Below are 22,952 nucleotides of genomic sequence, written 5' to 3'. Positions count from 1 at the left end.
GCAAAACTGGCAGGTGTTTTGAATAAGTCGGTAGGCTATAGGATTATAGCGGTGAGTTAGTTTGTTTATTTACAAACAACATTGGCTCTTTTATACGCTGACGGATCAGGTTAGCAATCCTATATAAGATGATCAATAGTGCAGGGATACCTAACCAATGCGCGTGTAGAGAATTATAAATATTGCCATGAAGCAGAAAAGCGATTGAATGTCCCAGGCCGCAACCTGGGCACCAGCTTATGCCCATTAATTTTAACGGGCATAAGGTAAAATGTGTGGATTGTAATGGGTTACTCGCCCCTAAAGCTACCAGGGCCGAAACCCAAAAGATCAATTCAAAATATCGAAATAAAAACAGTTTAATCAACTTTGTTTGATTTGGTGGTCAGCAGTAAAGATACACCAAATGCACTAATTACGCCAACCAGTAAAGCGCCAAACATACGGCCCGAAAAATCGCGAACATTGTTACCTGCCTGCACATAGCTGATGTACAGAATACCTGCAAAAATTGCGATGATACCTGCAAGGATCAATATTTTAAAACATTGTACCAAAGCTTCTAAAAAACCCATATTACCGCCAAGCTCGTTTCTGTAAGCACGGATGCCAAAGTATAAACCTGCAACAGGGATAATAATGGAAACATATTCAAAGGGCGAAACCTGGTCTTTGGTCAGGTCATACCCGGTTAAGTGCATAATGAAAAGCCACAGGCCGCTTAAAACTCCGATAATAACTCCGGTTATAAATGCATTTTTCATTGTAATAGTATTTGGTTAAATAATATGGTCGGTGTATTGTATACGTTGATTATCATTTAAAGGTAACAACATACGGTTTTGTTTTATAATTTTTAATTAGAGTCGTTTGACCTGTGTAAAAGAGCTTTTTTACTTATCTTTGCAACGTTTTGAACATCCGTGATATATTAGATAAATATAAGGCTGATGAACGGATTAAAGCATTGGCGCAAGCCTTAAATGCCACCAAAAATCCGAGGATTCAGTTGCGTGGGTTAGTGGGATCAAGTGATTCGGCTATGGCGGTAGCTTTGTATTTTTTGCAGCACCAGCACATGATATTTGTGCTTCCTGAGCGCGAGGAAGCAGGCTATTTTCAGGCCGACCTGGAGAACCTGACCGGCAAGGAAGTTTTATTGTTCCCATCATCATACCGCAAACCATTTGAGTTTACCCAGCCCGACAGCAGCAATGTGCTTGCCCGCGCCGAGGTATTGAATGAGCTCAATCACGCTACCGAGTTCGGCCAATTGATTGTGACCTATCCCGAGGCATTAGCCGAAAAGGTTATAGACCGTGCATCGCTCGAAAAAAACACACTTGAAATAGCAGTAAATAATAAGCTCAGCATTGATTTCATCAACGAATTTTTGGTTGAATATGATTTTGACCGGGTTGATTTCGTATATGAGCCGGGGCAATTTTCCGTTCGTGGTGGTATCGTAGATATTTTCTCTTTCTCGCACGAGTTGCCTTACCGCGTTGAATTTTTCGGCGACCTGATCGAATCTATCCGCACCTTTGAGATAGAAAGCCAGCTTTCGGTTGAGCAGGTAAAAAGCATTACCATTGTTCCTAACGTACAATCCAAATTCCTGACGGAAAGCAATATCTCTTTATTGGAATATGTAGACGCAGGCACACAGGTTTGGATAAAAGACGTTCAGTTTACTTTAGATATTATACAATCAGGCTATAAAAAGGCGACGGCTTTGTGGAAAGCCTTATCCCCGGAGGAAAAAAATCAGAACCAGGATTGGATAGATCCAAAATTTGGTTTCACCGATGAAAAGCTCATCGCCGATCAATTGGCGGATTTCCCGATAGTGGAGTTTGGCAAGCAGTTTTTTTATACGCCAAACGATACCATCAATTTTGATATGCGCCCGCAGCCATCCTTTAACAAGGATTTTAGCCTGTTGATCCATAACTTTAAGAATAACGAGTCGGTTAAGATCGACAACTTCATTTTTACTGATTCCGCACGACAGGTTGAGCGGCTTTATGCTATTCTGGAGGATCTCGATAAAACAGTAAAGTTTACACCGATAAGTGTATCCATCCGCGAGGGTTTTGTGGACCATGAGCAAAAAATAGCCTGTTATACCGATCACCAGATCTTTGACCGTTATTATAAATATAAGCTTAAAAAAGGCTACCAGCGTTCGCAGGCCATCACGCTAAAAGAATTACGCGAATTGAAGCCGGGCGACTACGTTACCCATATAGACCATGGTATTGGCAAGTACAACGGCCTCGAAAAGATTGAAGTTAACGGCAAAATGCAGGAGATGATCCGTTTGCTGTATGCTGATAATGACCTGCTTTATGTGAATATCAACTCGCTTAACCGTATCTCAAAATACAGCGGGAAAGAGGGGGCAGTTCCTAAAATGAACAAACTGGGTACCGATACCTGGGAACGTCTCAAAAAAACCACAAAAAAAAAAGTTAAAGACATAGCCCGCGACCTGATCAAGCTGTATGCCGTGCGCAAAGCACAACAGGGCAACGCTTTTTCTCCTGATAGCTATTTGCAGACCGAGTTGGAAGCCTCATTCTTATACGAGGATACGCCCGACCAGGAAAAAGCCACCGCTGATTTTAAACGGGACATGGAATCACCACACCCGATGGACCGCTTGATTTGCGGTGACGTGGGTTTTGGTAAAACCGAAGTTGCTGTTCGTGCAGCATTTAAAGCTGTTGCTGATAGTAAGCAGGTTGCTATTTTAGTACCAACAACTATTTTGGCGGCACAGCATTACAAAACATTTTCTGACAGGCTAAAGGGGTTTCCTTGCAATATTGATTATGTGAACCGGTTTAAATCGAGCAAGCAGATCAAGGATACTTTAGAGAAACTGAAGGAAGGTAAGGTTGATATCATCATCGGCACGCATCGTTTGGTGAGCAAGGATGTTAAATTTAAAGATCTCGGCTTGATGATCATCGATGAAGAGCAAAAATTCGGCGTATCAACCAAAGAAAAACTCAAACAAATGCGTGCCAATGTGGATACATTGACGTTGACTGCAACGCCTATTCCGCGTACTTTGCATTTTAGTTTGATGGGTGCAAGGGATTTATCAATCATATCTACCCCGCCGCCAAACCGCCAGCCGGTTGTTACCGAATTGCATGTATTTAATGATAAACTCATCAAAGAAGCTGTTGAATTTGAAGTTGACCGGGATGGACAGGTATTCTTTATCCATAACCGGGTGAGTGATCTGCCACAGTTAGGCGCGATGATCCATAAGCTGGTACCAAAGGCGAGGATTGGTATAGCACACGGCCAATTAGAAGGTGATGCCCTGGAAGATGTGATGCTGAAATTTGTAAATCATGAGTATGATGTATTAGTGGCTACAACCATTATTGAGGCCGGTTTGGATATCCCGAATGCCAATACCATTATCATTAACCATGCCCACATGTTTGGCTTAAGCGACCTGCACCAAATGCGCGGCCGTGTTGGGCGAAGCAATAAAAAGGCATATTGTTATTTGCTGAGTCCGCCTTTATCTACCCTTACCAACGAAGCCCGTAAACGCCTGAGCGCGATTGAAGAATTCAGCGATTTGGGTAGTGGTTTTAATGTTGCCATGCGTGATTTGGATATCCGCGGTAGTGGTAACTTATTAGGTGCCGAGCAAAGCGGTTTTATTGCGGAGATTGGTTTTGAAATGTATCATAAGATACTTGACGAAGCTATACAGGAGTTAAAAGAAGAAGAATTTAAAGGCGTTTTTCCGGATGATAAACCGCGGCCATTTATTGCCTTTACACAGATAGATACCGACCTGGAGATACTCATTCCAAACGAATATGTAACCAGTTTATCGGAACGCTATAACCTGTATGCCGAAATGTCGAAACTGGAGAACGAGGTTGAGCTGGATGCTTTCCAGCAACAACTGCACGACAGGTTTGGCCCTATCCCGCCACAGGTAGAAGCACTGCTGAATACCATGCGCCTGCAATGGCTCGGCAAAAGAATTGGGTTTGAAAAGATTTCCCTTAAAAAGTACATATTACGCGGTTACTTTATCACCAACCAGCAATCACCTTATTTTGAAACGCCGGTATTCCGCCAAGTGCTCAACTTTGTGCAAGCCAACCCTCGCCGAACTAATTTAAAAGAGGTGAAGAACACGCTTCGTTTAAGTATTGAAGGTGTTAAAAGTATTGATGAAGCGATTGAGCTGTTGAGCGGGATCGTTGAAGAGGTTACTGTCTAATTCCATTGCCTGTATCCTCCACAGGCAATTATTGTTGTTTGTATAATCCTTATACTTTCTTATAAATATCCTTCAAATGCCTGCCCATTTCCTGGTAATCTAAACCGTAGCCTACCACAAAATCATTGGCTATTTCAAAGCCTACATATTTAAGTTCTTCAATCTTGATTTTCAGGGATGCCGGTTTAAGCAGCAGCGAGCAAAGTTTAATGGATTTTGGTTCCTTTAGTTTTAGCTTTTCTATCAGGTAGTGAGCAGTGTTGCCAGTGTCAACAATATCCTCAATAATTAAAATATCGCGGCCTTTAATATCTACGCTCAAATCAATATCATCGCGTATTTTTAAAGTGCTTTTAGTGCCGCCGTAATAGCTGGCTAACTTGGTAAAGGTAATTTCGCAGGGAATTTCAATTTGCTTAATTAAGTCGGCAATGAAAAGGAAACTGCCGTTTAGCACACCTACAAACAGAGGCTTAGTATCCTTATAATCCTCGTTCAGCTGGGCGCCAATCGCTTTTACACGTTTTTCTATGGCTTCCGCATTAATCAATGGCTCAAAATCAAGATCGGCAACTTTCATGTGTTAAATTTAGAACAAATCGGTCGAATCAACTAAAAAATAATTGCAATATATATACCTATCTTTGCGCCTCATGATCGATTACCATGTTTACACTTTAACTAACGGCATCCGTATACTTTTTAAGCATTCACCGTCAACCATTACACATTGCTGCTTTGTGGTTAATGCCGGTTCGCGCGATGAACCGGAGCAAAAGGAAGGACTTGCACATTTTATTGAGCACTTGCTTTTTAAGGAAACTGAAAAACGCAGCACCAGCCAAATCCTTAACCGTTTGGAATTAGTCGGCGCCGATTTGAATGCCTATACTACTAAAGAATATACCTGCGTACACGCCTCGTTGCTAAAACAGCATTTGGAGCGTACAATAGACCTGTTTGAAGATATCCTGTTTCACTCTGTTTTCCCGGAAGACGAGATGGAAAAGGAGCGCGGTGTGATTTTGGATGAGATCGCCTCGTATCTTGATCAGCCTGAAGAAGCTATCCAGGATGATTATGAGGAGTTGCTGTTTAAAGATCATCCCATAGGGAAAAACATATTAGGAACTACCGAAACGGTGAGTGCCTTTAATAAGGCTGATATTCAAAATTTCATGTCGGCTACCTACAACACCTCCGAAATGGTTTTTGCTGTTTTTGGCGATTATGATTTTACAAAGCTCATTAAGTTATTCGAGAAATATGTTGGCTGGGTTCCTGCTAATAACTTGAAGAAAATGAGGATAGCCCCGGTAGCAAATTCCGGAGAGAAACTCATTCTGCATAAACCCATTTCGCAAACCCATTGCATGATGGGCAGCAGCGCCTATGCATCAAAACATGAAAAACGATACGGCTTATTGCTGTTGAATAATTTGTTAGGAGGGATGGGTATGAGCAGCCGCCTAAATCTCGAGATCCGCGAGAAGCATGGCATCGCTTATACTATCGAATCTAACTATATCTCATTTTCGGATACCGGTATTTTCTCTATTTATTTCGGCACTGATACTGAAAAAGCTGATAAGGCCATGCGCTTGGTAAATAAGGAGTTGAAGAAGCTGCGGGATAATAAATTGGGTTCGTTACAGCTACGGCAAGCCAAGCAAAAATTTATTGGCCAGATAGCTTTGGCTGAGGAAAACCGGATGAGTTTGATCATCGGGATGGCGAAAAGTTTACTTGACTTTGGAGAGATTGACAGCCTTGAGCAGGTGTTTAGCAAAATAAATACAGTAACTGCCGATGAATTGCTCGATATCAGCAATGAAATTTTTGATGTTAATGGCATGACAACCTTGCTATTTGAGCCTAAAGAATAAACCTGTATTTTTGCAGTTATGAAGTACCCGATTATAGCTTACGGCGACCCTGTTTTACGCAGAAAAGCAACTGCAATTGAACCCGATGAATATCCTAACATACAAGAGGTTATTGATAACATGTACGAAACAATGTATGGCGCACACGGTGTTGGCCTTGCTGCACCACAGGTGGGTTTATCAATGCGTTTATTTGTGATTGATGCTTCGGTATTCGCTGATGATGAGCCGGATTTGAAAGACTTTAAAAAAACATTCATCAATGCCAATATATTAGAGGAAACCGGTGAAGAATGGGCATTTAACGAAGGATGCTTAAGTATACCCGATATCAGGGAAGATGTTTACCGTAAGCCTGTAGTTAAAATTTCTTATTATGATGAGGACTGGAAACACCATGAAGCTACCTACACAGGTATGGCTGCACGGGTTATACAGCACGAGTATGATCATATTGAAGGTAAACTATTTACCGATAAATTAAGCCCGATACGCAAGCGCCTGATAGAAAAAAGACTTAGTAACATATCAAAAGGTGAAGTGGACGTTGAATATAAAATGAAATTCCCGGCAGCTAAAAAAGGCCGTTAATTAGCATCTTCGGCATTAACATTTTGGCGGGCCTTGTCTCCCGCACTTATCTGGTTAATAAAGCTACCCCATGCCAGCGGGTTTAACAGCGGGTTGGGTGTTATAGAGTGTGAGTTTTCAATACTGGTATTTAGTCCCTGGTATAGCCCATCTTGTATTTCTTGTCCATCGCGCGGTAAGGTGCTCATTAAAGCAGTCAAAGCGCTGCGGCTTACATTCTTCTTTGCAATCTCCAGGTCGTCATCAGCAACCTTCATGGCTAAAAAATCTTTTTTAAACTCATCAGTAGTTGCCCATGGGAACACATGGAATGTTGGCAGGTTGATAATGATCGGTTTAATCATCACAGGGATGGTATAACTTTTATTTTTAATATCGGCAGGTATAACTACACGGGTAGTTGCATAACCAACGCAGGTAAATATCAAGGTGTCCTGTTCATGTGCTACAAAAGAAAAATATCCTTCATAATTTGATGCGGTGATGGTTTTATGTGTTGCCGAATTGGTGATGTTAACGTAAGGCACAATAATTTTGGCGCTATCGGCATTATGTACAATACCTGAAAACTGCACCAGGGGTTTTTCCTGATGCTGCGCTGAGGCAGATACTGTTACCAATAAAAAAAATATGCCAATTAAATATTTCATGCTGCTCTAAGCCCTTTTCTATTGGGTGTATATCAAAATCTATTCCGAAAAGTGTACAAAAGTAGGTTATTCACACTTACACAGATGTAACTTTAACAATACTTAACATTAACGTAAATTTTCCGGGAGTACGGCATTCGGATCGTCGATATCCGTTAGGTTTACTGCTTCAATACTGGTGATTTCAGGTACAGCCTTTTTAATTGCTTGTTCAATACCTGCTTTTAATGTCATGATACTCATAGGACACGAGCCGCATGAGCCTAATAGTTTTAAACGTACCACGTTATCAGGAGTGATCTCCTCAATAGAAACATTCCCGCCATCAGCCTCCAAATACGGACGAATGGTATCCAACGCTGCCTCTACCTGATCTAATAAACTCATTTTTACTAATTTATAAGTAAAGTTATTAATTATTTACTACAATTCCATTACCTAATACTTTCGCGTTGGAGATGGACACCTGCTGGGCCACCCTTTTAGCCATATCAATAAACGCTTTTGATTGTACTGAAGTTTCATCCAGCACGATCGGCATACCCGCATCACCCGAATCGCTGATCCCTTTTACTAACGGTATTTCGCCTAAAAATGGTACATCCAGCAGGTTCGCTAACTTTTCACCACCTCCTTGTCCGAAGATGTAGTATTTATTCTCGGGCAATTCAGCCGGGGTAAAATATGACATATTTTCTACGATTCCCAGTATCGGCACATTAATGGCATCCATCATAAACATGCCAATGCCTTTTTTTGCATCGGCTAATGCTACATTTTGCGGCGTAGTAACAATAACAGCACCCGTAACAGGGAATGTTTGGGTAATAGTGATATGAATATCTCCCGTGCCCGGTGGCAGGTCTATCACTAAATAATCAAGTTCGCCCCAATCGGCATCATTAAACAATTGTTTTACCGCAGTTGATACCATTGGTCCGCGCCATGGCACTGGCTGGTTAGGGTCTGTAAAGAAACCTATGGATAATAGCTTTACGCCAAATTTTTCAATCGGTTCAATACGGGTTTTACCATTCTCTAATTTACTGGCTTGCGGACGCGCATTCTCCAGCCCAAACATGATTGGGATGGATGGGCCATAGATATCCGCGTCAATCAAACCAACTTTAGCGCCGGTTTTAACCAAACCCAAAGCCAGATTTACTGCAACAGTTGATTTACCCACCCCGCCCTTGCCCGAAGCAACGGCAATAATATTTTTAACGCCCGGTACCCCGGTATTTTTTTGCGTGGTAACGTGCGAGGTCATGTTGATATGGATGTCGGCATCCTTGCTGATAAAATGCAGGATGGCATTGCGGCAGGCGTTCTCAATCATGGCCTTCAGCGGGCATGCAGGGGTAGTCAGGATAACCGAAAAACTTACCCGGTTACCATCGATATGGATATCCTGTACCATGTTAAGCGTCACCAGGTCTTTTTTTAGATCCGGCTCCTCAACATTACTCAGAGCTTGCAGTACTTGTTCTTTAGTGATAGTCATAATCAATACAAATTTACACAAACCACAGGGAATAGTGTCATTTGAATGATAAAATAGCCCTGATAACAATTTGCATATATTTCACACAAATACTTACCTTGTAAGCAACTATAAATCTGCAACATATGGGTTCAAAAGCTATACAAGGCCATCTTTGGGGACAAAGGCCCGATGACTGGGCAAACATCCAGGAGCAAACCAGCATCAATACATACCATGATGTGTTGGATAAAATTAAAATAGATGGTTCCGTTAAGCTTTTGGATATTGGATGCGGTTCAGGTTTGTTTAGCAGTTTGGCTGTACAGAAAGGTGCTACAGTTACCGGTATTGATGCCAGCTTGCCTTTTATTGAACGAGCCAGGACGCGTGTTCCATAGGCAAAATTCAGCATAGGCGAAATGGAAGAACTCCCATTTGAAGATGCTGCGTTTGATGTGGTTTGCGGTTTCAATTCATTCCAGTATGTCGCCAATACCAAAAATGCTTTGAGCGAGGCCAAACGCGTATTAAAAACCGGCGGTAAATTGGTAGCCATGATATGGGGAAATAAAGAGGACTGTGAGGCGGCAACCTATTTAAAAGCTGTCGGCAGCCTGTTACCAACACCTCCGCCGGGTACGCCAGGGCCATTCGCGCTTACAGAAAACAGCGCTTTAGAAAATATATTAATGGAGATAGGCTTTAAAGATATTGAAAGCACAGACCTCACTACGGTATGGGATTATGAAAATGCCAATATTGCATTTAGGGGGCTACTATCGGCCGGGCCGGCGGTAAAAGCTATTGAGCACAGCGGTATTGAAAAAGTATCAGCAACTATTTCGGCAGCTATTGAACCATACATCCAAACCAATGGACATGTGATCTATAAAAATAAGTTCAGGATAGTGGTTGCAGCGAAATAGTAGAACTAACTTTTTTGCACCCGGAAATAAGCCAATTCGAGTCCATCCCTCAACAAATTATCAGCATGAACTAATCCGGCTTTTTGGAGCACCTTTTGCGATCCTATATTTTCAAGCGTAGTAACCGCTTCAACGGCTGTTATATCATCGTAGGAAAACGAATAAGCGATCATAGCCTTCGCCATTTCGGTTGCAATGCCTTGTCCCCAATATTTCCGTTCCATGCTGTAGCCTATTTCCATTACAGTATAGTCGCCATTAAAAGGCCGCAACAAGCAACTGCCGATAAACTCGCCGGTCTTACTATTGAACATTCCCCAAATACCGGTTTGCTTGCTGGTGCTATAGTTGTTCAAAGCGGTTTGAAAGATGTTGATTCGCTCCTCGGTGGTACGAACGGGTATGTAGCGGCAAACCTCTTCATCAGTAAAATGCTGTAGGTATACAGCTTGTTCCTCCGGTAAAAACTCGCGGATAATAAGGCGGGGTGTTTGTGCGATGATGTGCATGGGCGTAAAAATAAACAATTTACTTGTACCCTTTAATCTCCTCCGCCAATCGGCGGAAAGACTTGTAAAATTTTTAGCCCTCCCTTACGGGAGGGTTTGGGTGGGGCTACTTTTTTGTACATTTGCCGCATGGCATCCATCAAACCATCTACTCCCAAAGGCACACGCGATTTTTCACCAACCGAAATGGTGAGGCGTAATTTTATTTTTGATACGATAAAAAGTGTTTTCCGTAAATACGGCTATCAGCAGATAGAAACTCCGGCAATGGAAAACCTGAGCACTTTGATGGGTAAGTATGGTGATGAAGGGGATAAGTTGATATTTAAGATATTGAATTCGGGTGATTTTTTAGCAAAGGCTGATGCTCAAAAGTTAGCAGATAAAAACTCACAAAGTTTAACCGCTGAGATCTCCGAAAAAGCTCTTCGCTACGATTTAACCGTGCCATTCGCGCGTTACGTTGTAATGCATCAAAACGAGATCACCTTCCCGTTTAAGCGGTTCCAGGTGCAGCCGGTTTGGCGTGCCGACAGGCCGCAGCGAGGCCGCTACCGCGAGTTTTACCAGTGCGATGCGGATGTGGTAGGTTCGCCGTCGTTGTTGAACGAAGCAGAGTTTATCATGATCTATGATGAGGCTTTAAGTAAGCTGGGGTTAAAGGATTTCAACATTAAACTCAATAACCGCAAAATACTTTCGGGTATTGCCGAGGTGATTGGTAAGGCTGATAATATTATCGACCTGACGGTAGCAATCGACAAGCTGGATAAGATCGGGCTGGATGGCGTGATCAAAGAGTTACTTGAAAAAGACTTTAGTTCGGAGGATATTGAAAAGCTAAAACCGGTTATTTTATTAGAGGGATCAAACAGTATTAAGCTGGAAAGCCTCCGCGAAGCGCTTAAAGATTCAGCAACCGGTTTAAAGGGTTGCGACGAGATTGAAACGGTATTTACTTATATTGATAGCTGTAACCTGCAAAACGCAACACTGGAACTGGATATTACGCTTGCCCGAGGTTTAAACTATTATACAGGAGCTATTTTTGAAGTAAAAACTAACGAAGTTGCCATGGGCAGTATTGGCGGTGGTGGCAGGTATGATGACCTGACCGGCATGTTCGGTTTAAAAGACCTTACCGGCGTTGGTATCTCGTTCGGTGCCGACCGGATCTATGATGTAATGGATGAGCTAAACCTCTTTCCTGCTGATACCAATCAAACTACCAAAGTGCTTATCGTCTGCTTCGACAGCGAGGGGGAGAAATATGCCTTACCATTATTGCATGAGTTGCGTGCCAATAATATCAATTCAGAGCTTTACCCTGCAGGTGCGAAAATTAAAAAACAGATGGATTACGCCAACAATAAGAATATTCCTTACACTGTGCTCATCGGCAGCGATGAAATGAAAAGCGGATTGTTAGCTTTTAAGGATATGCATAGCGGATTGCAGGAAAATTTAAACGTAAAGGAAATTGTGGAGAGATTAAAGTAATATTTTCTCTCTGTCGTTCCGACCATCCTGAGAAATCTTCTGCTTCATACAAAACGGGTATATAGGGCGAAGAAGATTTTCTCTATTGCCTAAGAGATAGTTTCTCTTTGAGGTCGAAATGGTAAGAATAGTAAAGGGAATCTACAACAAATTATTCACTTTGCTCTGTTCAATCACCTCAACATAATAGCTTTCATATTGCGGTAATATATTTGCCAGGTCAAATTCTTTGGCGCGGGCAAGGGCATTGTCTTTAAACTGCGCAAGGCGGGCTTCGTCCTCTAAAATGTAAATCGCTTTTTCGGCCATGCCTTTTACATCGCCAACATCTTTTAAATAGCCGGTTACACCGTCAATATTCAGTTCTGGCAAACCACCTGCATTGCTGCTGATCACCGGTACCTTGCAAGCCATGGCTTCCAATGCTGCCAAACCGAAGCTTTCGGATTGTGAAGGCATCAGGAACAGATCCCCAACGGATAATATTTCTTCGATAGCATCCTGCTTACCTAAAAAGCGAACATTGGCGCTTACACCCAAATCGCGGCATAATTGCTCGCAATCAGAGCGTTCGCCGCCATCGCCAACCATTAATAGTTTTGACGGGATCTTTTTGATCACTTCAGCAAATATCCGCACCACATCTTCGGTACGTTTTACCCTGCGGAAGTTGGAAGTATGGATCAGGATCTTTTCTCCTTCCGGCGCAATCGCCTTTTTGAAGTGATCTTTTGCTTTCAGGCTGAAGCGTGTAAGATCGATAAAATTGGGGATTACCTTGATATCCTTCTCGATCTCGAAAAATTCATAGGTATTATCCCTCAAATTTTGTGAAACCGCGGTTACGCCGTCGGATTTATTAATAGAGAATGTAACCACGGGTTTAAATGTGCGGTCCTTACCTACCAAAGTAATATCAGTACCGTGCAACGTAGTCACTACAGGTATATAAATGCCGTAGGTTTGTAAGATCTGCTTGGCCATAAACGCTGCCGAAGCATGCGGGATGGCATAATGGACGTGCAATATATCCAATTTCTCAAATCGAACCACATCAACCATGCGGCTTGCAAGTGCAAGCTCATAAGGCTGATAATCGAATAGTGGGTATTTGGATACTGAAACCTCGTGATAAAATAGGTTGGCCGAAAAGAAATCGAGCCGGGCAGGCTGGTTGTAAGTGATAAAATGAACCTGGTGCCCGCGATCTGCAAGTGCTTTGCCAAGCTCAGTAGCCACTACACCGCTACCGCCAAAAGTTGGATAACAAACGATACCTATTTTCATTGCTACAAGGTTAACAGCAATTTATTGGAATAGTGTTAAGCGGATGTAATTATTTTGGTATGATCGTTCTGTTCTATTGAATTAAATCACATGCCCTTTTGTATAGCCTGATATATCGCATCCTGTATCCTTGGCCTGATGTTGAGGCTGGATAGTTTGCTGCCAACGGTTGGGTTTACCCGGTTGGATAGAAATACATACACCAAATTATACTTAGGGTCCACCCAAACGCAGGTGCCGGTATAGCCGGTATGCCCGTAAGTTTGCGGTGATGCCAGCTTTGATGGGTAGTGATGGTCTTCCAAAGGGTCCCAACGGTCAAATCCTAAACCTCTGCGACTAACAGCAGATTGCTTGGCGGTAAACAGGTCAATGGTTTCCGGTTTGATGTATTGTGCGCCGCCATAGGTGCCGCGGTTCAGGATCATCTGGTAAAGGATAGCCACATCATTAGCGCTGGCAAATAAACCCGCATTGCCGGATACATTCCCCATTAAGGCGGCAGTTTGATCTTCAGTATAACCTACTAATAAGGTGTGGCGGAAAACCGCATCTTGCTCGGTAGGTATGATTTGCGATGCCGGGAAACGGTAAAGCGGCAAAAAGCCTGCGGTTTTCATGCCCAGTGGCTTGTAAAAGTTATGCAGTACAAACTCGTTTAGCGGGATGGAAGTGATCGTTTCGCAGATCTCTTTCATCAAAACCATGCTCACATCGCTGTAAACATATTGCCCGCGGGTGCGTAGCGGCGACTTCAAAATATCCTGCCACATTACATCCTTAAAATAATCCTTCCGTAAAAAATAGTTGCCGGTAACCTTTGTTGGATAGGCCGCGGATGAATCTGTACTGTGGTCGCTTGGATGCAGCTTTTCATAAGTAGGGATATCCGCTACCAAACCTGCCTGGTGTTCCAGTAGTTCACGTACAGTTATATCGCTTTTATTGCTGCCGCGAACACCGGGGATGTAGTCGCCGATGGTTGCATCCAGGCTGATCTTTCCTTCATCATATAGCTTCATCACTTCGATGGTCATGGCGGTAACTTTGGTAAGCGATGCCAGGTCGAAAATATCGGTCAGCTTATCCGGCACATTCGGATCATATGTATGATCGCCATAGGCTTTATTAAAAATCACCTTGCCATCTTTGGCAACCAATACCACGCAACCCGGCGTAGCGTGTGCCGAGATCGCTTCACGCGCAATATCATCAATCTGGATTAAATTAATGGAATTCACACCCGCATCCTCCGGCACGGTATATTGCAAACGGGTTTTAGCGGTGATGAAACCCATGTTGGCAGCATAGCGGGGCGAGAAAGTATTGGTGAGTTTTTGAGTGATGGCAACACCACCGAAAATGGCCTGCGCGCTAAAATATTCAGCAACCGGGGTTGTGCGTTGCGACCAGATGATTGGCGCGGTTACATCGTTTAGTTTACTGAATGAATTACCGCTGCCAAACAAGGCGATAATTACTATTTTTATTTTTTGATTTTGGGTGATGAAGTTGATGATCTGGGGGTTGCTGACATCGGCAGCTGTTAGCTGAAGGATAATGGTGTTATACCATTTCAGGTCGGCCGAAAGATCATTGATATTTTTTACGCCATTGTACAGGTTGCCATTGATAGGATCGACCTTGGCGTATTTGTTCAGCAAACTATCAAAACCGGCAGCATTGGGGTTTGTAAAATGTACGCTGGCAATTTTGGCAGCACTCAGATCCTGGAGCGGAATGGTGAATTCACCATTATTGAGCAATACTGTGGAGTTTTGTACCAAAGTTTCTTCCTTTACATAATCCAAACCCGTGGGAGGGTTTTGCGCGCATGCGGAATTGAACAACACTAACGAGAACAAAGAGAAGATAGCAATATTCAGCCTATTTTTTCTCATATACCTTTTCACCATTAACATAAGTTTTAAGCACTTTAACCTTTGGCAACTGAGCGCCATCAATTTTCATTATATCCTTGTCCAGTATCACAAAATCGGCATACTTGTCTACCTCTATGCTACCCTTTTCTTTTTCCTCGAAATTGGCCTTTGCTGCCCAGATGGTCATCCCCCGCAAAGCCTGCATCCGACTTAACGCATTTTCGGGCTGAAAACCATTTGGCGGGAAGCCTTTCAAATCCTTACGTTCAACCGCGGCATAAAAAGTATACATCGGGTTGATATCTTCTACCGGGAAATCGGTACCTAATGGCAGCCATCCGTTTTGATCCAGCAATTGTTTATAGGCATAAGCGCCTTTCAATCGTTTTTTGCCTATCCTGGTGCCGGCCCAGTACATATCTGAAGTAGCATGTGTAGGTTGTACCGATGGAATAATGCTGTATTGCCCAAATAGGCCCATATCGCCCGGCGCAATGATCTGTGCATGCTCAATCCGCCAGCGGCGATCATTTTTGCCCTTCAATACGCTTGCGTAAGCCTTTAGCATCACCCTGTTAGCGGAGTCACCAATGGCGTGGGTGGCAAGCTGGAAATTGCTTTTGATCAATTTCTCGGCTATCTGCTGAAAATGCTTAGGATCGCTTAATAAAAACCCCTTCCATCCTTTTTTGTCCGAGTAAGGCTGCAGCATGCACGCACCGCGAGACCCTAAAGAACCATCAGCAAACATTTTAAAGCCACGAACATCCAATCTTGTTGTTTTGATGATGCCATGCTTAAACAGGTAATCGTAATTCTCCTGTTTATCAAGTAAAAGCACATACATCCGCATTTTCAGGTCGCCTTTATTTTGCAATTCCCTGATCACATTTACCATGGTATAAGGCAGCCCGCAATCATCAATAGTGGTTAAACCAACCGCGAAGCAATTACGCTGCGCATCTAATAATGAATTTTGCACCACGGTGTCATCGGTCGGTGGAATTTTACGGGTAACAATGCCAACTGCGTTATCAACCAATAAGCCGGTAAGCTTGCCATTAACGGTTTCAATGGTACCTCCAATAATAGTTTGGCCTGGTTTTATACCAGCTATATTTAAAGCCGCCTGGTTAGCTATTACCGCGTGCTCATCCACCCGGTGCAGAATCACCGGCCTAACCGGGAAAAGGGAATCCAGCTTAGCTTTATTGGGGAACTCTTTTACTTTCCACTTATTTTGGTCCCAGCCGCTGCCAATTATCCAGCCATCAGTATTGCGGCGGGCGTAGGAGCTAAGGGTATCTAAAACATCCTGCCAGCTGTTGGTATTATCCAGGTTGGCTTGTTGCAGCGTTTGCCCGTAGTTGTAAAAGTGGGTATGTGCATCTATAAATCCGGGGTAAACCGGGTACCCGCCGGCATCAATAACTTCCTTAGCGGTATATTTTTTATCAAGATCGGCACTATCGCCAACGGCAATAATTTTTCCGTTGCTAACTACAAAAGCCTGTGCGGTGGTAAAATTGCTATCTACTGTATATATGAGCGCGTTTTTAACTAAAAGATCGGCATTGTACGCCTTTTTTTGTTTGCAGGCTATGGCAAAAAGTAAAAGCAGGGGCCACAATTTTTTCATAGAGTACGGGATCTTGCAATTTTAATTAAATCCATGAATTATATATAACTAACAAATCATAAAAAAGTTATGACATCAAATATTTAATTTAGCAGCCTAATAGCTTCCGCGGTATTTTTGATATAGGCGGGGAGCGGAAATAAAATTTAGATGTCAGATATAATTCAACTTTTACCCGATGCCGTTGCAAACCAGATTGCTGCGGGCGAAGTAGTGCAGCGACCAGCGTCGGCGGTAAAGGAATTGGTAGAGAACGCGATAGATGCAGGTGCAGATAAGATACAGCTGATACTAAAGGATGCGGGGAAAGCATTGATCCAGGTGATAGATAACGGCTGCGGTATGAGCGTGACCGATGCACGCATGTGCTTTGAGCGCCACGCCACATCTAAAATAAAAAAAGCCGAAGACCTGTTTGCTATCCGAACCATGGGTTTTCGCGGCGAGGCGATGGCGTCCATAGCGGCAATTGCCCAGGTGGAACTGAAAACCCGCAGGCATGAGGATGAATTAGGAACCTGTATTTTGATCGAGGGGTCGGAAGTGATCAGCCAGGAAGCATGTTCGGCAAACACAGGGACATCCATCTCCATCAAAAACCTGTTTTACAATACCCCCGCCCGGCGCAACTTTTTAAAGAGCAACCCGGTGGAAATGCGCCATATCATCGATGAGTTTCAGCGGGTGGCACTGGCCAATCCGCAGATATTTTTCACCCTGCACCACGACGGGCAGGAGGTATACCATTTGCCGGCATCACAATTAAAGCAACGCATTGTACACATCTTTGGTAATAACTACAACCAGCGTTTGGTACCGGTTGAGGAAGATACCAGCATTATTAAGCTGCATGGTTTTGTGGGTAAGCCCGAGTTTGCCCGTAAAACCCGCGGCGAGCAGTTTTTTTTTGTGAATAATCGTTTTATCAAGGATGCTTACCTGAATCATGCCGTATTTACCGCTTACCAGGAGTTGCTGCCCGATGAATGCTACCCGATGTATGTTTTGTTTATCGATATCGACCCATCCAAAATCGATATCAATGTGCATCCAACCAAAACAGAGATCAAATACCAGGACGAGAAATCGATCTACGCCATCATCCGCTCGGCGGTAAAGCGCTCATTGGGCAGATATAATATTACGCCAAGTTTGGATTTCGACCAGGAGAACAGCATCGAACATTTGATCACCCCGAAGCCTTTTGAGGAGATCATTGCGCCAACCATCGCCTTCAACCCGGATTTTAATCCTTTCGCGGCTGAGAAAAGACCGGCGCGTGAAATGCCGCCCGCTTTTCGCACAAGTGGAGAATACCGCAGCTCGCTCATCCCGGGCAATTGGGATACACTGTATGAGATCAGCAAGCGAGAAAATTCTACGCAACAGCAAATGCACCAGGAAGAGCAAATAGAGGTGGATGAACAGGCGATCAGCAAGTCAAGCGAGCGTCAACTTTTCCAGATCCATAACCGCTTTATACTATCGCAGATAAAATCAGGTTTTATGCTGATAAGCCAGCAGGCAGCGCATGAACGGGTTTTGTATGAGCGTTTTTTACAGCAATTGCAAACGCATTCAGGGGTAAGCCAGCAAAGTTTGTTCCCGCAATCGGTAACATTAAACAGCGCTGATTTTGAGTTATTACGGGAGCTTTTGCCCGATGTAAGAGCCTTAGGCTTTGATATCCGCGAGTTTGGCCGCAATACCGTGGTGGTTGAAGGCATACCGGCCGACCTGAACAATGTTGGCGAAGAGCAACTGTTAGAACAATTGCTGGAGGGCTTTAAAAACAACCTGGCGATATTGAAACTGGACAAGCGCGATAACCTCGCCCGTTCATTAGCACGGAACGCGGCGATAAAAGCAGGCACCAAAATGAGCTTAGAGGAAATGAATTTATTGATTGACCAGCTTTTTGCCTGCCAAATGCCTAATCTTGCATTAAATGGAAAGCCTGTAATTAGTACCTTTACATTAACTGAAATAATTGAACGATTTGAAAAGTAGCCTTATGGCTATACATAATATTTAGACTGACATGCAATCCCCCTTTAGTAACCTGTCACCGGTTGTAAAAAACCTGCTGATCATTAATGTCCTGTGTTTCCTGCCATCCATATTGTTTAATGAAAACATGAATAATTGGATCATTATACACTTCGCGGCGTTTTATTTCGATTCGCCATTTTTTAAACCCTGGCAAATTATCACCTACATGTTTCTGCATGCAGGCTGGGAGCATATTTTCTTTAACATGTTTGCCTTGTTCTCTTTCGGGCCAATCGTGGAATACAGCATAGGGTCGAAAAAATTCTTTAATCTTTACTTTATCTGTGGTATTGGCGCCATCTTAATTCAGCTTCTAGTTCAAGGGATACAAGTTTATCATTTGGTTGGTCATTTTACTCTTCCCTCAACTTTTCAGACGGATGATGCAGGCTTAATTAGTAAAATAAAAGAAATTTATTCATCACCAACACTTGGAGCATCCGGCGCAATATTTGGTGTGCTGATCGCTTTTGGTATGTTGTATCCAAACATGGAACTGATGATCATGTTTATACCGGTTCCAATAAAAGCTAAATACATTATTCCCGTATATATATTAATTGAGTTAACTTTAGGTGTTGGCCGTTTCGGTGGCGATAATGTTGCCCACTTTGCCCACTTGGGTGGCGCTTTAATTGCCTTTATCCTGATAAAAATATGGGGGCTGGGCAAAACAAACAGTTTTAGATAAAACAGCGTTTAAAAATATATGAGTAACAACTGGCAAAGCATAACATCAAGGGTGTTAAAATCCGATAGCAAACTAAACTTGCTTATCGCCATTAATGTTGCTGTTTTTTTGCTGATCAATGTCCCGGCAGTTTTTGCATGGCTTTTTACCGGCTCTATGCAAACCGTTTTAGGATTAGCTAATGAGTATTTAGCAATCCCCGCTTATTTACCGAAGTTGGCAATCCGTTTTTGGACACCACTGACTTATATGTTTATGCATGACGGGATCTTCCATATTCTGTTTAACATGCTTTGGTTATATTGGTTTGGGCAGATATTTGAAGAGTATTTAGGTAATAAACGAATTGTAGGCGTTTATTTATTAGGCGGATTAATGGGCGCTTTGTTTTATGTGCTTAGCTATAACCTGTTCCCGGTATTTGTAATGATTTTGCCGATCAGTACTGCCGTTGGCGCCTCTGCAAGTGTAATGGCTATAGTGGTAGCAACCGCAACCTTATTGCCTGACTACTCTATCCCGATCATTTTCCTTGGTCCGGTTAAATTAAAATGGATAGCCATTGCTTATGTGTTATTCGATTTTTTAAGTATCGCGGGTCCAAATTCCGGTGGAGAAATTGCGCATTTAGGCGGAATGCTATTTGGGTTTATTTATATCAAACGTGTACAGAAAGGCAGTGATTGGGTTGCCAACATTGCAAACGTGTTTAAATCAGGTCCACGGCTTTCTAAGTTAAAGGTGGTTGCCCGCAATAATAACGGTAAACGCACATCGTTAAAACCCCGCCAGGAAGATGTTGATCTTATCCTCGATAAAATATCCAAAGTAGGCTACGAAAACTTAAGTAAGGAAGAAAAGGAAGTGCTCTTCCGCGCCAGCAAAAATGATAACTAAACAAAGAGGGCTTGGATTTTTTGGTACGCTCTTTCTTGGGTTAAACATTTTAGTATGCGCAAGTATGCTACTCAGCTATCTTGCCCCAGTTATTAACCCTGCAAACCATTGGTCTTTTGCGTTTTTTGGCCTTGCTTATCCAATTTTATTGGTGATTAACCTGGTATTTGCTTTTATATGGATTTTAAATAAAAGCTTATGGTTTTTGCTACCCATTAGTGTAATACTCATTGGATGGGGCATGCTTAACAAAAACATAGGGTTGAGAAGGGCAAACAAGCCAGGCGTTATAAAAAGCCCAAATGCTATCCGCATCATGACCTACAACGTGCATAGCTTTAAACTTTACGGTTCAGCAAATGATACCGATACACGTAATAGTATGCTGGATATTGTAAAACAGCAAAACCCCGACGTGGTCGGTTTCCAGGAGTTTTATTCCAGCCGAAGGTATTCATACCGGATGGTTAGTGCAATCAGGAAAGTCTTAAAAACAGAAAACTATTACTTTATTGGTTTTCAAAATAATACGATTGATTCAATTGGTATAGCTATTTTTTCTAAATATCCTATTATAGGCAGGGGATTGATCATGCTTTCTGATGACTATACCAGTGAGAACCAATGCTTATACATCGATGTGAAAAAAGATGACCGGGTTTTTCGTATGTATAGTGTCCATTTGGAATCAACACATTTTGAATCTGAAGATTATACTTATCTGAAGGGTATTTCGCGGGGGAAAACCGATATGCATGGCACAAAAAGATTGGCTGCTAAATTGAAAATAGCATTTGTAAAACGCGCAGCCCAGGTACTTAAGGTAAAGCAAAGCGCCGATGCGTGCCCTTATCCGTATATTATTTCAGGAGATTTTAATGATACCCCAAGCTCGTTCGCGGTAAATGAAATGAGTAAGGGGCTAAAAAACGCGTTCTGTGAAAAAGGTTCCGGATTTGGCAGAACATATAATGGCGATTTTCCGAATTTTCAGATAGATTACATTTTGGCAAGCCCCGGCTTGGATGTACTCACCTATGATATTATTGAAAAGCGCTTATCGGATCATTATCCTGTTGTAAGTGATGTCGTTTTGAAATAGATTCAAGAATTAAGCGTCCGGAATTAACATAAAAAGTGACATTTTTAAGAATATTCATTGTCTTAAATCTTGACTCCTGGTTCTTGATTCTATACTCAAAATTGTAAGTTTGCCGATATGAAACAAAATTTGTTTGTTTACAACACTTTAACACGCAAAAAAGAAGAATTTAAAGCGCTTGATGCGCCGCATGTCGGCATGTACGTGTGTGGTCCTACTGTTTATAGTGACGCGCATTTGGGTAATTGTCGTACCTATATATCATTTGATCTTATTTTCAGGTACCTTACCCACCTGGGTTATAAGGTACGTTATGTACGCAATATTACTGATGCGGGCCATTTGGAGGGCGATGCGGATGAGGGCGAGGACAAGATCTCAAAAAAAGCAAAACTGGCCAAGCTGGAACCAATGGAAATTGTACAGAAATACACCGTTGGTTTTCATGATGTGATGCGCGCCCTGAATATTTTGCCACCAAGCATTGAGCCTACTGCAACCGGGCATATTATTGAGCAGATAGAGCTGGTGAAAACCATCCTGGAAAAAGGTTATGCTTACGAGGTTGATGGGTCGGTGTATTTTGACGTAGAAAAATACAATGCCAGCCACGATTATGGCATGCTGAACGGCCGTAATTTAGATGACCTGCTAAATAACACACGCAGCTTAGGCGGGCAGGAGGATAAAAAAGGGAAGCTTGATTTCGCGCTTTGGATTAAAGCCAAGCCGGAGCATTTAATGAAATGGCCTTCCCCCTGGAGCATCGGTTTCCCGGGTTGGCATTTGGAGTGCTCTGCGATGAGTGATAAATACCTGGGCGAGCAATTTGATATACATGGCGGCGGGATAGATCTTGCCCCTACGCATCATACCAACGAGATAGCGCAAAATATTGCAGCTTGCGGTAAAATTCCGGCTAATTACTGGATCCATACCAATATGCTTACAGTTAACGGGCAAAAAATGTCGAAATCGTTAGGAAACAGCTTTTTGCCATATGAACTATTCACCGGTAAAAATTCGATATTGAATAAGGCTTATAGCCCGATGACGGTACGTTTTTTTATGCTGCAGGCCAATTACCGCAGCACGCTCGATTTTAGCAACGATGCTATGGAAGCATCAGAGAAGGGCTTTAAGCGTTTAATGAATTCGTTTGGATTGCTAAACGAGTTAAAAACATCTTTAACAACCGAGGTTGAAATAAAATCGCTTTCTAACCGTTGTTATGAAGCTATGAACGATGACTTTAACAGCCCGGTATTAATTGCCGAACTGTTTGAAGCTTCAAGAATTATCAATTCGGTTTATGATGGTAAACTTAAAATTGATACAGAAAATCTTGATCGGTTAAAACAATTGATGCAAAATTTTGTCGTTGATGTTTTGGGGTTGAAAGATGAACAAGCCGCAAATGATGATTTACCACAGGTTTTAAGCTTTATAGTTGATTTGCGTAATGAAGCTAAGGAAAGCAAAGATTATGCAACATCTGACAAAATTAGGAATGGTTTACAGAAGATAGGCTTTCAATTAAAAGATACCAAAGAAGGAACTAACTGGACTAAAATTTAAAACATTAT

General features: G+C 42.5%; 19 protein-coding genes and 1 pseudogene. 10 read left to right on the top strand and 10 right to left on the bottom strand.

All coding sequences use genetic code 11. The features are described from left to right. Window positions 1–43: 43 nt before the first annotated feature. Both ACYZ0U_RS01020 and ACYZ0U_RS01015 read right to left on the bottom strand, forming a co-directional pair. On the bottom strand, window positions 44–367 hold the full coding sequence (locus ACYZ0U_RS01020; protein WP_461448894.1) for a DUF2752 domain-containing protein: 324 nt from the start codon (window positions 365–367) through the stop codon (window positions 44–46). Beyond that, window positions 360–764: a DUF4199 family protein gene (locus ACYZ0U_RS01015; protein ID WP_461448892.1), complete on the bottom strand. Its 405-nt coding sequence runs from the start codon at window positions 762–764 to the stop codon at window positions 360–362. Before ACYZ0U_RS01015 ends, ACYZ0U_RS01020 begins: the two co-directional genes overlap by 8 nt. 149 nt (window positions 765–913) lie before the next feature. Between ACYZ0U_RS01015 and mfd the strand changes: the two genes are divergently transcribed. Then, window positions 914–4,267 (top strand): transcription-repair coupling factor, encoded by a 3,354-nt coding sequence (mfd, locus tag ACYZ0U_RS01010; RefSeq protein WP_461448890.1) that lies wholly within the window; start codon window positions 914–916, stop codon window positions 4,265–4,267. 49 nt (window positions 4,268–4,316) lie between these two features. Here mfd and hpt read toward each other — a convergent pair whose 3' ends face one another. After that, window positions 4,317–4,847 (bottom strand): hypoxanthine phosphoribosyltransferase, encoded by a 531-nt coding sequence (gene hpt, locus ACYZ0U_RS01005; RefSeq protein ID WP_461448888.1) that lies wholly within the window; start codon window positions 4,845–4,847, stop codon window positions 4,317–4,319. A 76-nt stretch (window positions 4,848–4,923) separates the two neighbouring features. On the opposite strand from hpt, the gene ACYZ0U_RS01000 reads away from it, so the two are divergent. Next, on the top strand, window positions 4,924–6,153 hold the full coding sequence (locus tag ACYZ0U_RS01000; protein ID WP_461449984.1) for a M16 family metallopeptidase: 1,230 nt from the start codon (window positions 4,924–4,926) through the stop codon (window positions 6,151–6,153). 18 nt (window positions 6,154–6,171) lie between these two features. Next, window positions 6,172–6,744: a peptide deformylase gene (gene def / locus ACYZ0U_RS00995; RefSeq protein WP_461448886.1), complete on the top strand. Its 573-nt coding sequence runs from the start codon at window positions 6,172–6,174 to the stop codon at window positions 6,742–6,744. Here the strand turns inward: def and ACYZ0U_RS00990 are convergent. The 3 genes from ACYZ0U_RS00990 to ACYZ0U_RS00980 all read right to left on the bottom strand — a co-directional run bounded on the left by ACYZ0U_RS00990 (window position 6,741) and on the right by ACYZ0U_RS00980 (window position 8,898). Then, entirely contained in the window at window positions 6,741–7,394 is a 654-nt protein-coding gene (locus ACYZ0U_RS00990; protein ID WP_461448884.1) for a peptidase associated/transthyretin-like domain-containing protein, read from the bottom strand. The two genes, def and ACYZ0U_RS00990, sit on opposite strands and share 4 nt — an antisense overlap. A gap of 108 nt (window positions 7,395–7,502) precedes the next feature. Next, a complete protein-coding gene (locus tag ACYZ0U_RS00985; protein WP_461448882.1) occupies window positions 7,503–7,781 on the bottom strand; it encodes a NifU family protein in 279 nt (92 codons plus the stop codon). A 25-nt stretch (window positions 7,782–7,806) separates the two neighbouring features. Beyond that, window positions 7,807–8,898, bottom strand: a complete 1,092-nt coding sequence (locus ACYZ0U_RS00980) for an Mrp/NBP35 family ATP-binding protein (RefSeq protein WP_461448880.1) — start codon at window positions 8,896–8,898, stop codon at window positions 7,807–7,809. Between the two features lie 125 nt (window positions 8,899–9,023). Between ACYZ0U_RS00980 and ACYZ0U_RS00975 the strand changes: the two are divergent. Continuing rightward, a pseudogene (locus ACYZ0U_RS00975) lies at window positions 9,024–9,806 on the top strand (class I SAM-dependent methyltransferase). A 5-nt stretch (window positions 9,807–9,811) separates the two neighbouring features. Here the strand turns inward: ACYZ0U_RS00975 and ACYZ0U_RS00970 are convergent. Next, window positions 9,812–10,315: a GNAT family N-acetyltransferase gene (locus ACYZ0U_RS00970; RefSeq protein ID WP_461448878.1), complete on the bottom strand. Its 504-nt coding sequence runs from the start codon at window positions 10,313–10,315 to the stop codon at window positions 9,812–9,814. Between the two features lie 129 nt (window positions 10,316–10,444). Between ACYZ0U_RS00970 and hisS the strand changes: the two genes are divergently transcribed. After that, entirely contained in the window at window positions 10,445–11,815 is a 1,371-nt protein-coding gene (gene hisS, locus ACYZ0U_RS00965; RefSeq protein WP_461448876.1) for a histidine--tRNA ligase, read from the top strand. Between the two features lie 141 nt (window positions 11,816–11,956). On the opposite strand, the gene bshA is transcribed toward hisS, so the two are convergent. The 3 genes from bshA to ACYZ0U_RS00950 form a co-directional block, all read right to left on the bottom strand. Further along, window positions 11,957–13,102, bottom strand: coding sequence for an N-acetyl-alpha-D-glucosaminyl L-malate synthase BshA (gene bshA, locus ACYZ0U_RS00960; RefSeq protein ID WP_461448874.1), 1,146 nt, complete (start codon window positions 13,100–13,102; stop codon window positions 11,957–11,959). Window positions 13,103–13,188: 86 nt separating this feature from the next. After that, a complete protein-coding gene (locus ACYZ0U_RS00955; RefSeq protein ID WP_461448872.1) occupies window positions 13,189–15,003 on the bottom strand; it encodes a serine hydrolase domain-containing protein in 1,815 nt (604 codons plus the stop codon). Then, window positions 14,990–16,624 carry an amidohydrolase gene (locus ACYZ0U_RS00950; RefSeq protein WP_461448870.1) on the bottom strand — a complete coding sequence of 545 codons (1,635 nt, stop codon included), beginning with the start codon at window positions 16,622–16,624 and terminating at the stop codon, window positions 14,990–14,992. The genes ACYZ0U_RS00955 and ACYZ0U_RS00950 overlap by 14 nt, the downstream gene beginning before the upstream one ends. Before the next feature lie 150 nt (window positions 16,625–16,774). Here ACYZ0U_RS00950 and mutL point away from each other — a divergent pair, with 150 nt between their 5' ends. The 5 genes from mutL (at window position 16,775) to cysS (ending at window position 22,944) form a co-directional block, all read left to right on the top strand. Continuing rightward, window positions 16,775–18,634 (top strand): DNA mismatch repair endonuclease MutL, encoded by a 1,860-nt coding sequence (mutL, locus tag ACYZ0U_RS00945; protein ID WP_461448868.1) that lies wholly within the window; start codon window positions 16,775–16,777, stop codon window positions 18,632–18,634. Between the two features lie 31 nt (window positions 18,635–18,665). Next, entirely contained in the window at window positions 18,666–19,367 is a 702-nt protein-coding gene (locus tag ACYZ0U_RS00940) for a rhomboid family intramembrane serine protease (protein ID WP_461448866.1), read from the top strand. A gap of 18 nt (window positions 19,368–19,385) precedes the next feature. After that, entirely contained in the window at window positions 19,386–20,264 is an 879-nt protein-coding gene (locus ACYZ0U_RS00935; protein WP_461448864.1) for a rhomboid family intramembrane serine protease, read from the top strand. Continuing rightward, window positions 20,254–21,366, top strand: a complete 1,113-nt coding sequence (locus tag ACYZ0U_RS00930; RefSeq protein WP_461448862.1) for an endonuclease/exonuclease/phosphatase family protein — start codon at window positions 20,254–20,256, stop codon at window positions 21,364–21,366. Before ACYZ0U_RS00935 ends, ACYZ0U_RS00930 begins: the two co-directional genes overlap by 11 nt. A 117-nt stretch (window positions 21,367–21,483) precedes the next feature. After that, window positions 21,484–22,944: a cysteine--tRNA ligase gene (cysS, locus tag ACYZ0U_RS00925; RefSeq protein ID WP_461448860.1), complete on the top strand. Its 1,461-nt coding sequence runs from the start codon at window positions 21,484–21,486 to the stop codon at window positions 22,942–22,944. Window positions 22,945–22,952 lie beyond the last annotated feature (8 nt).

Origin of the sequence: Mucilaginibacter sp. (genome assembly GCF_965225845.1) — a bacterium.
Taxonomy (GTDB): domain Bacteria; phylum Bacteroidota; class Bacteroidia; order Sphingobacteriales; family Sphingobacteriaceae; genus Mucilaginibacter.
This window is presented reverse-complemented; position numbering and strand designations above follow the sequence as displayed.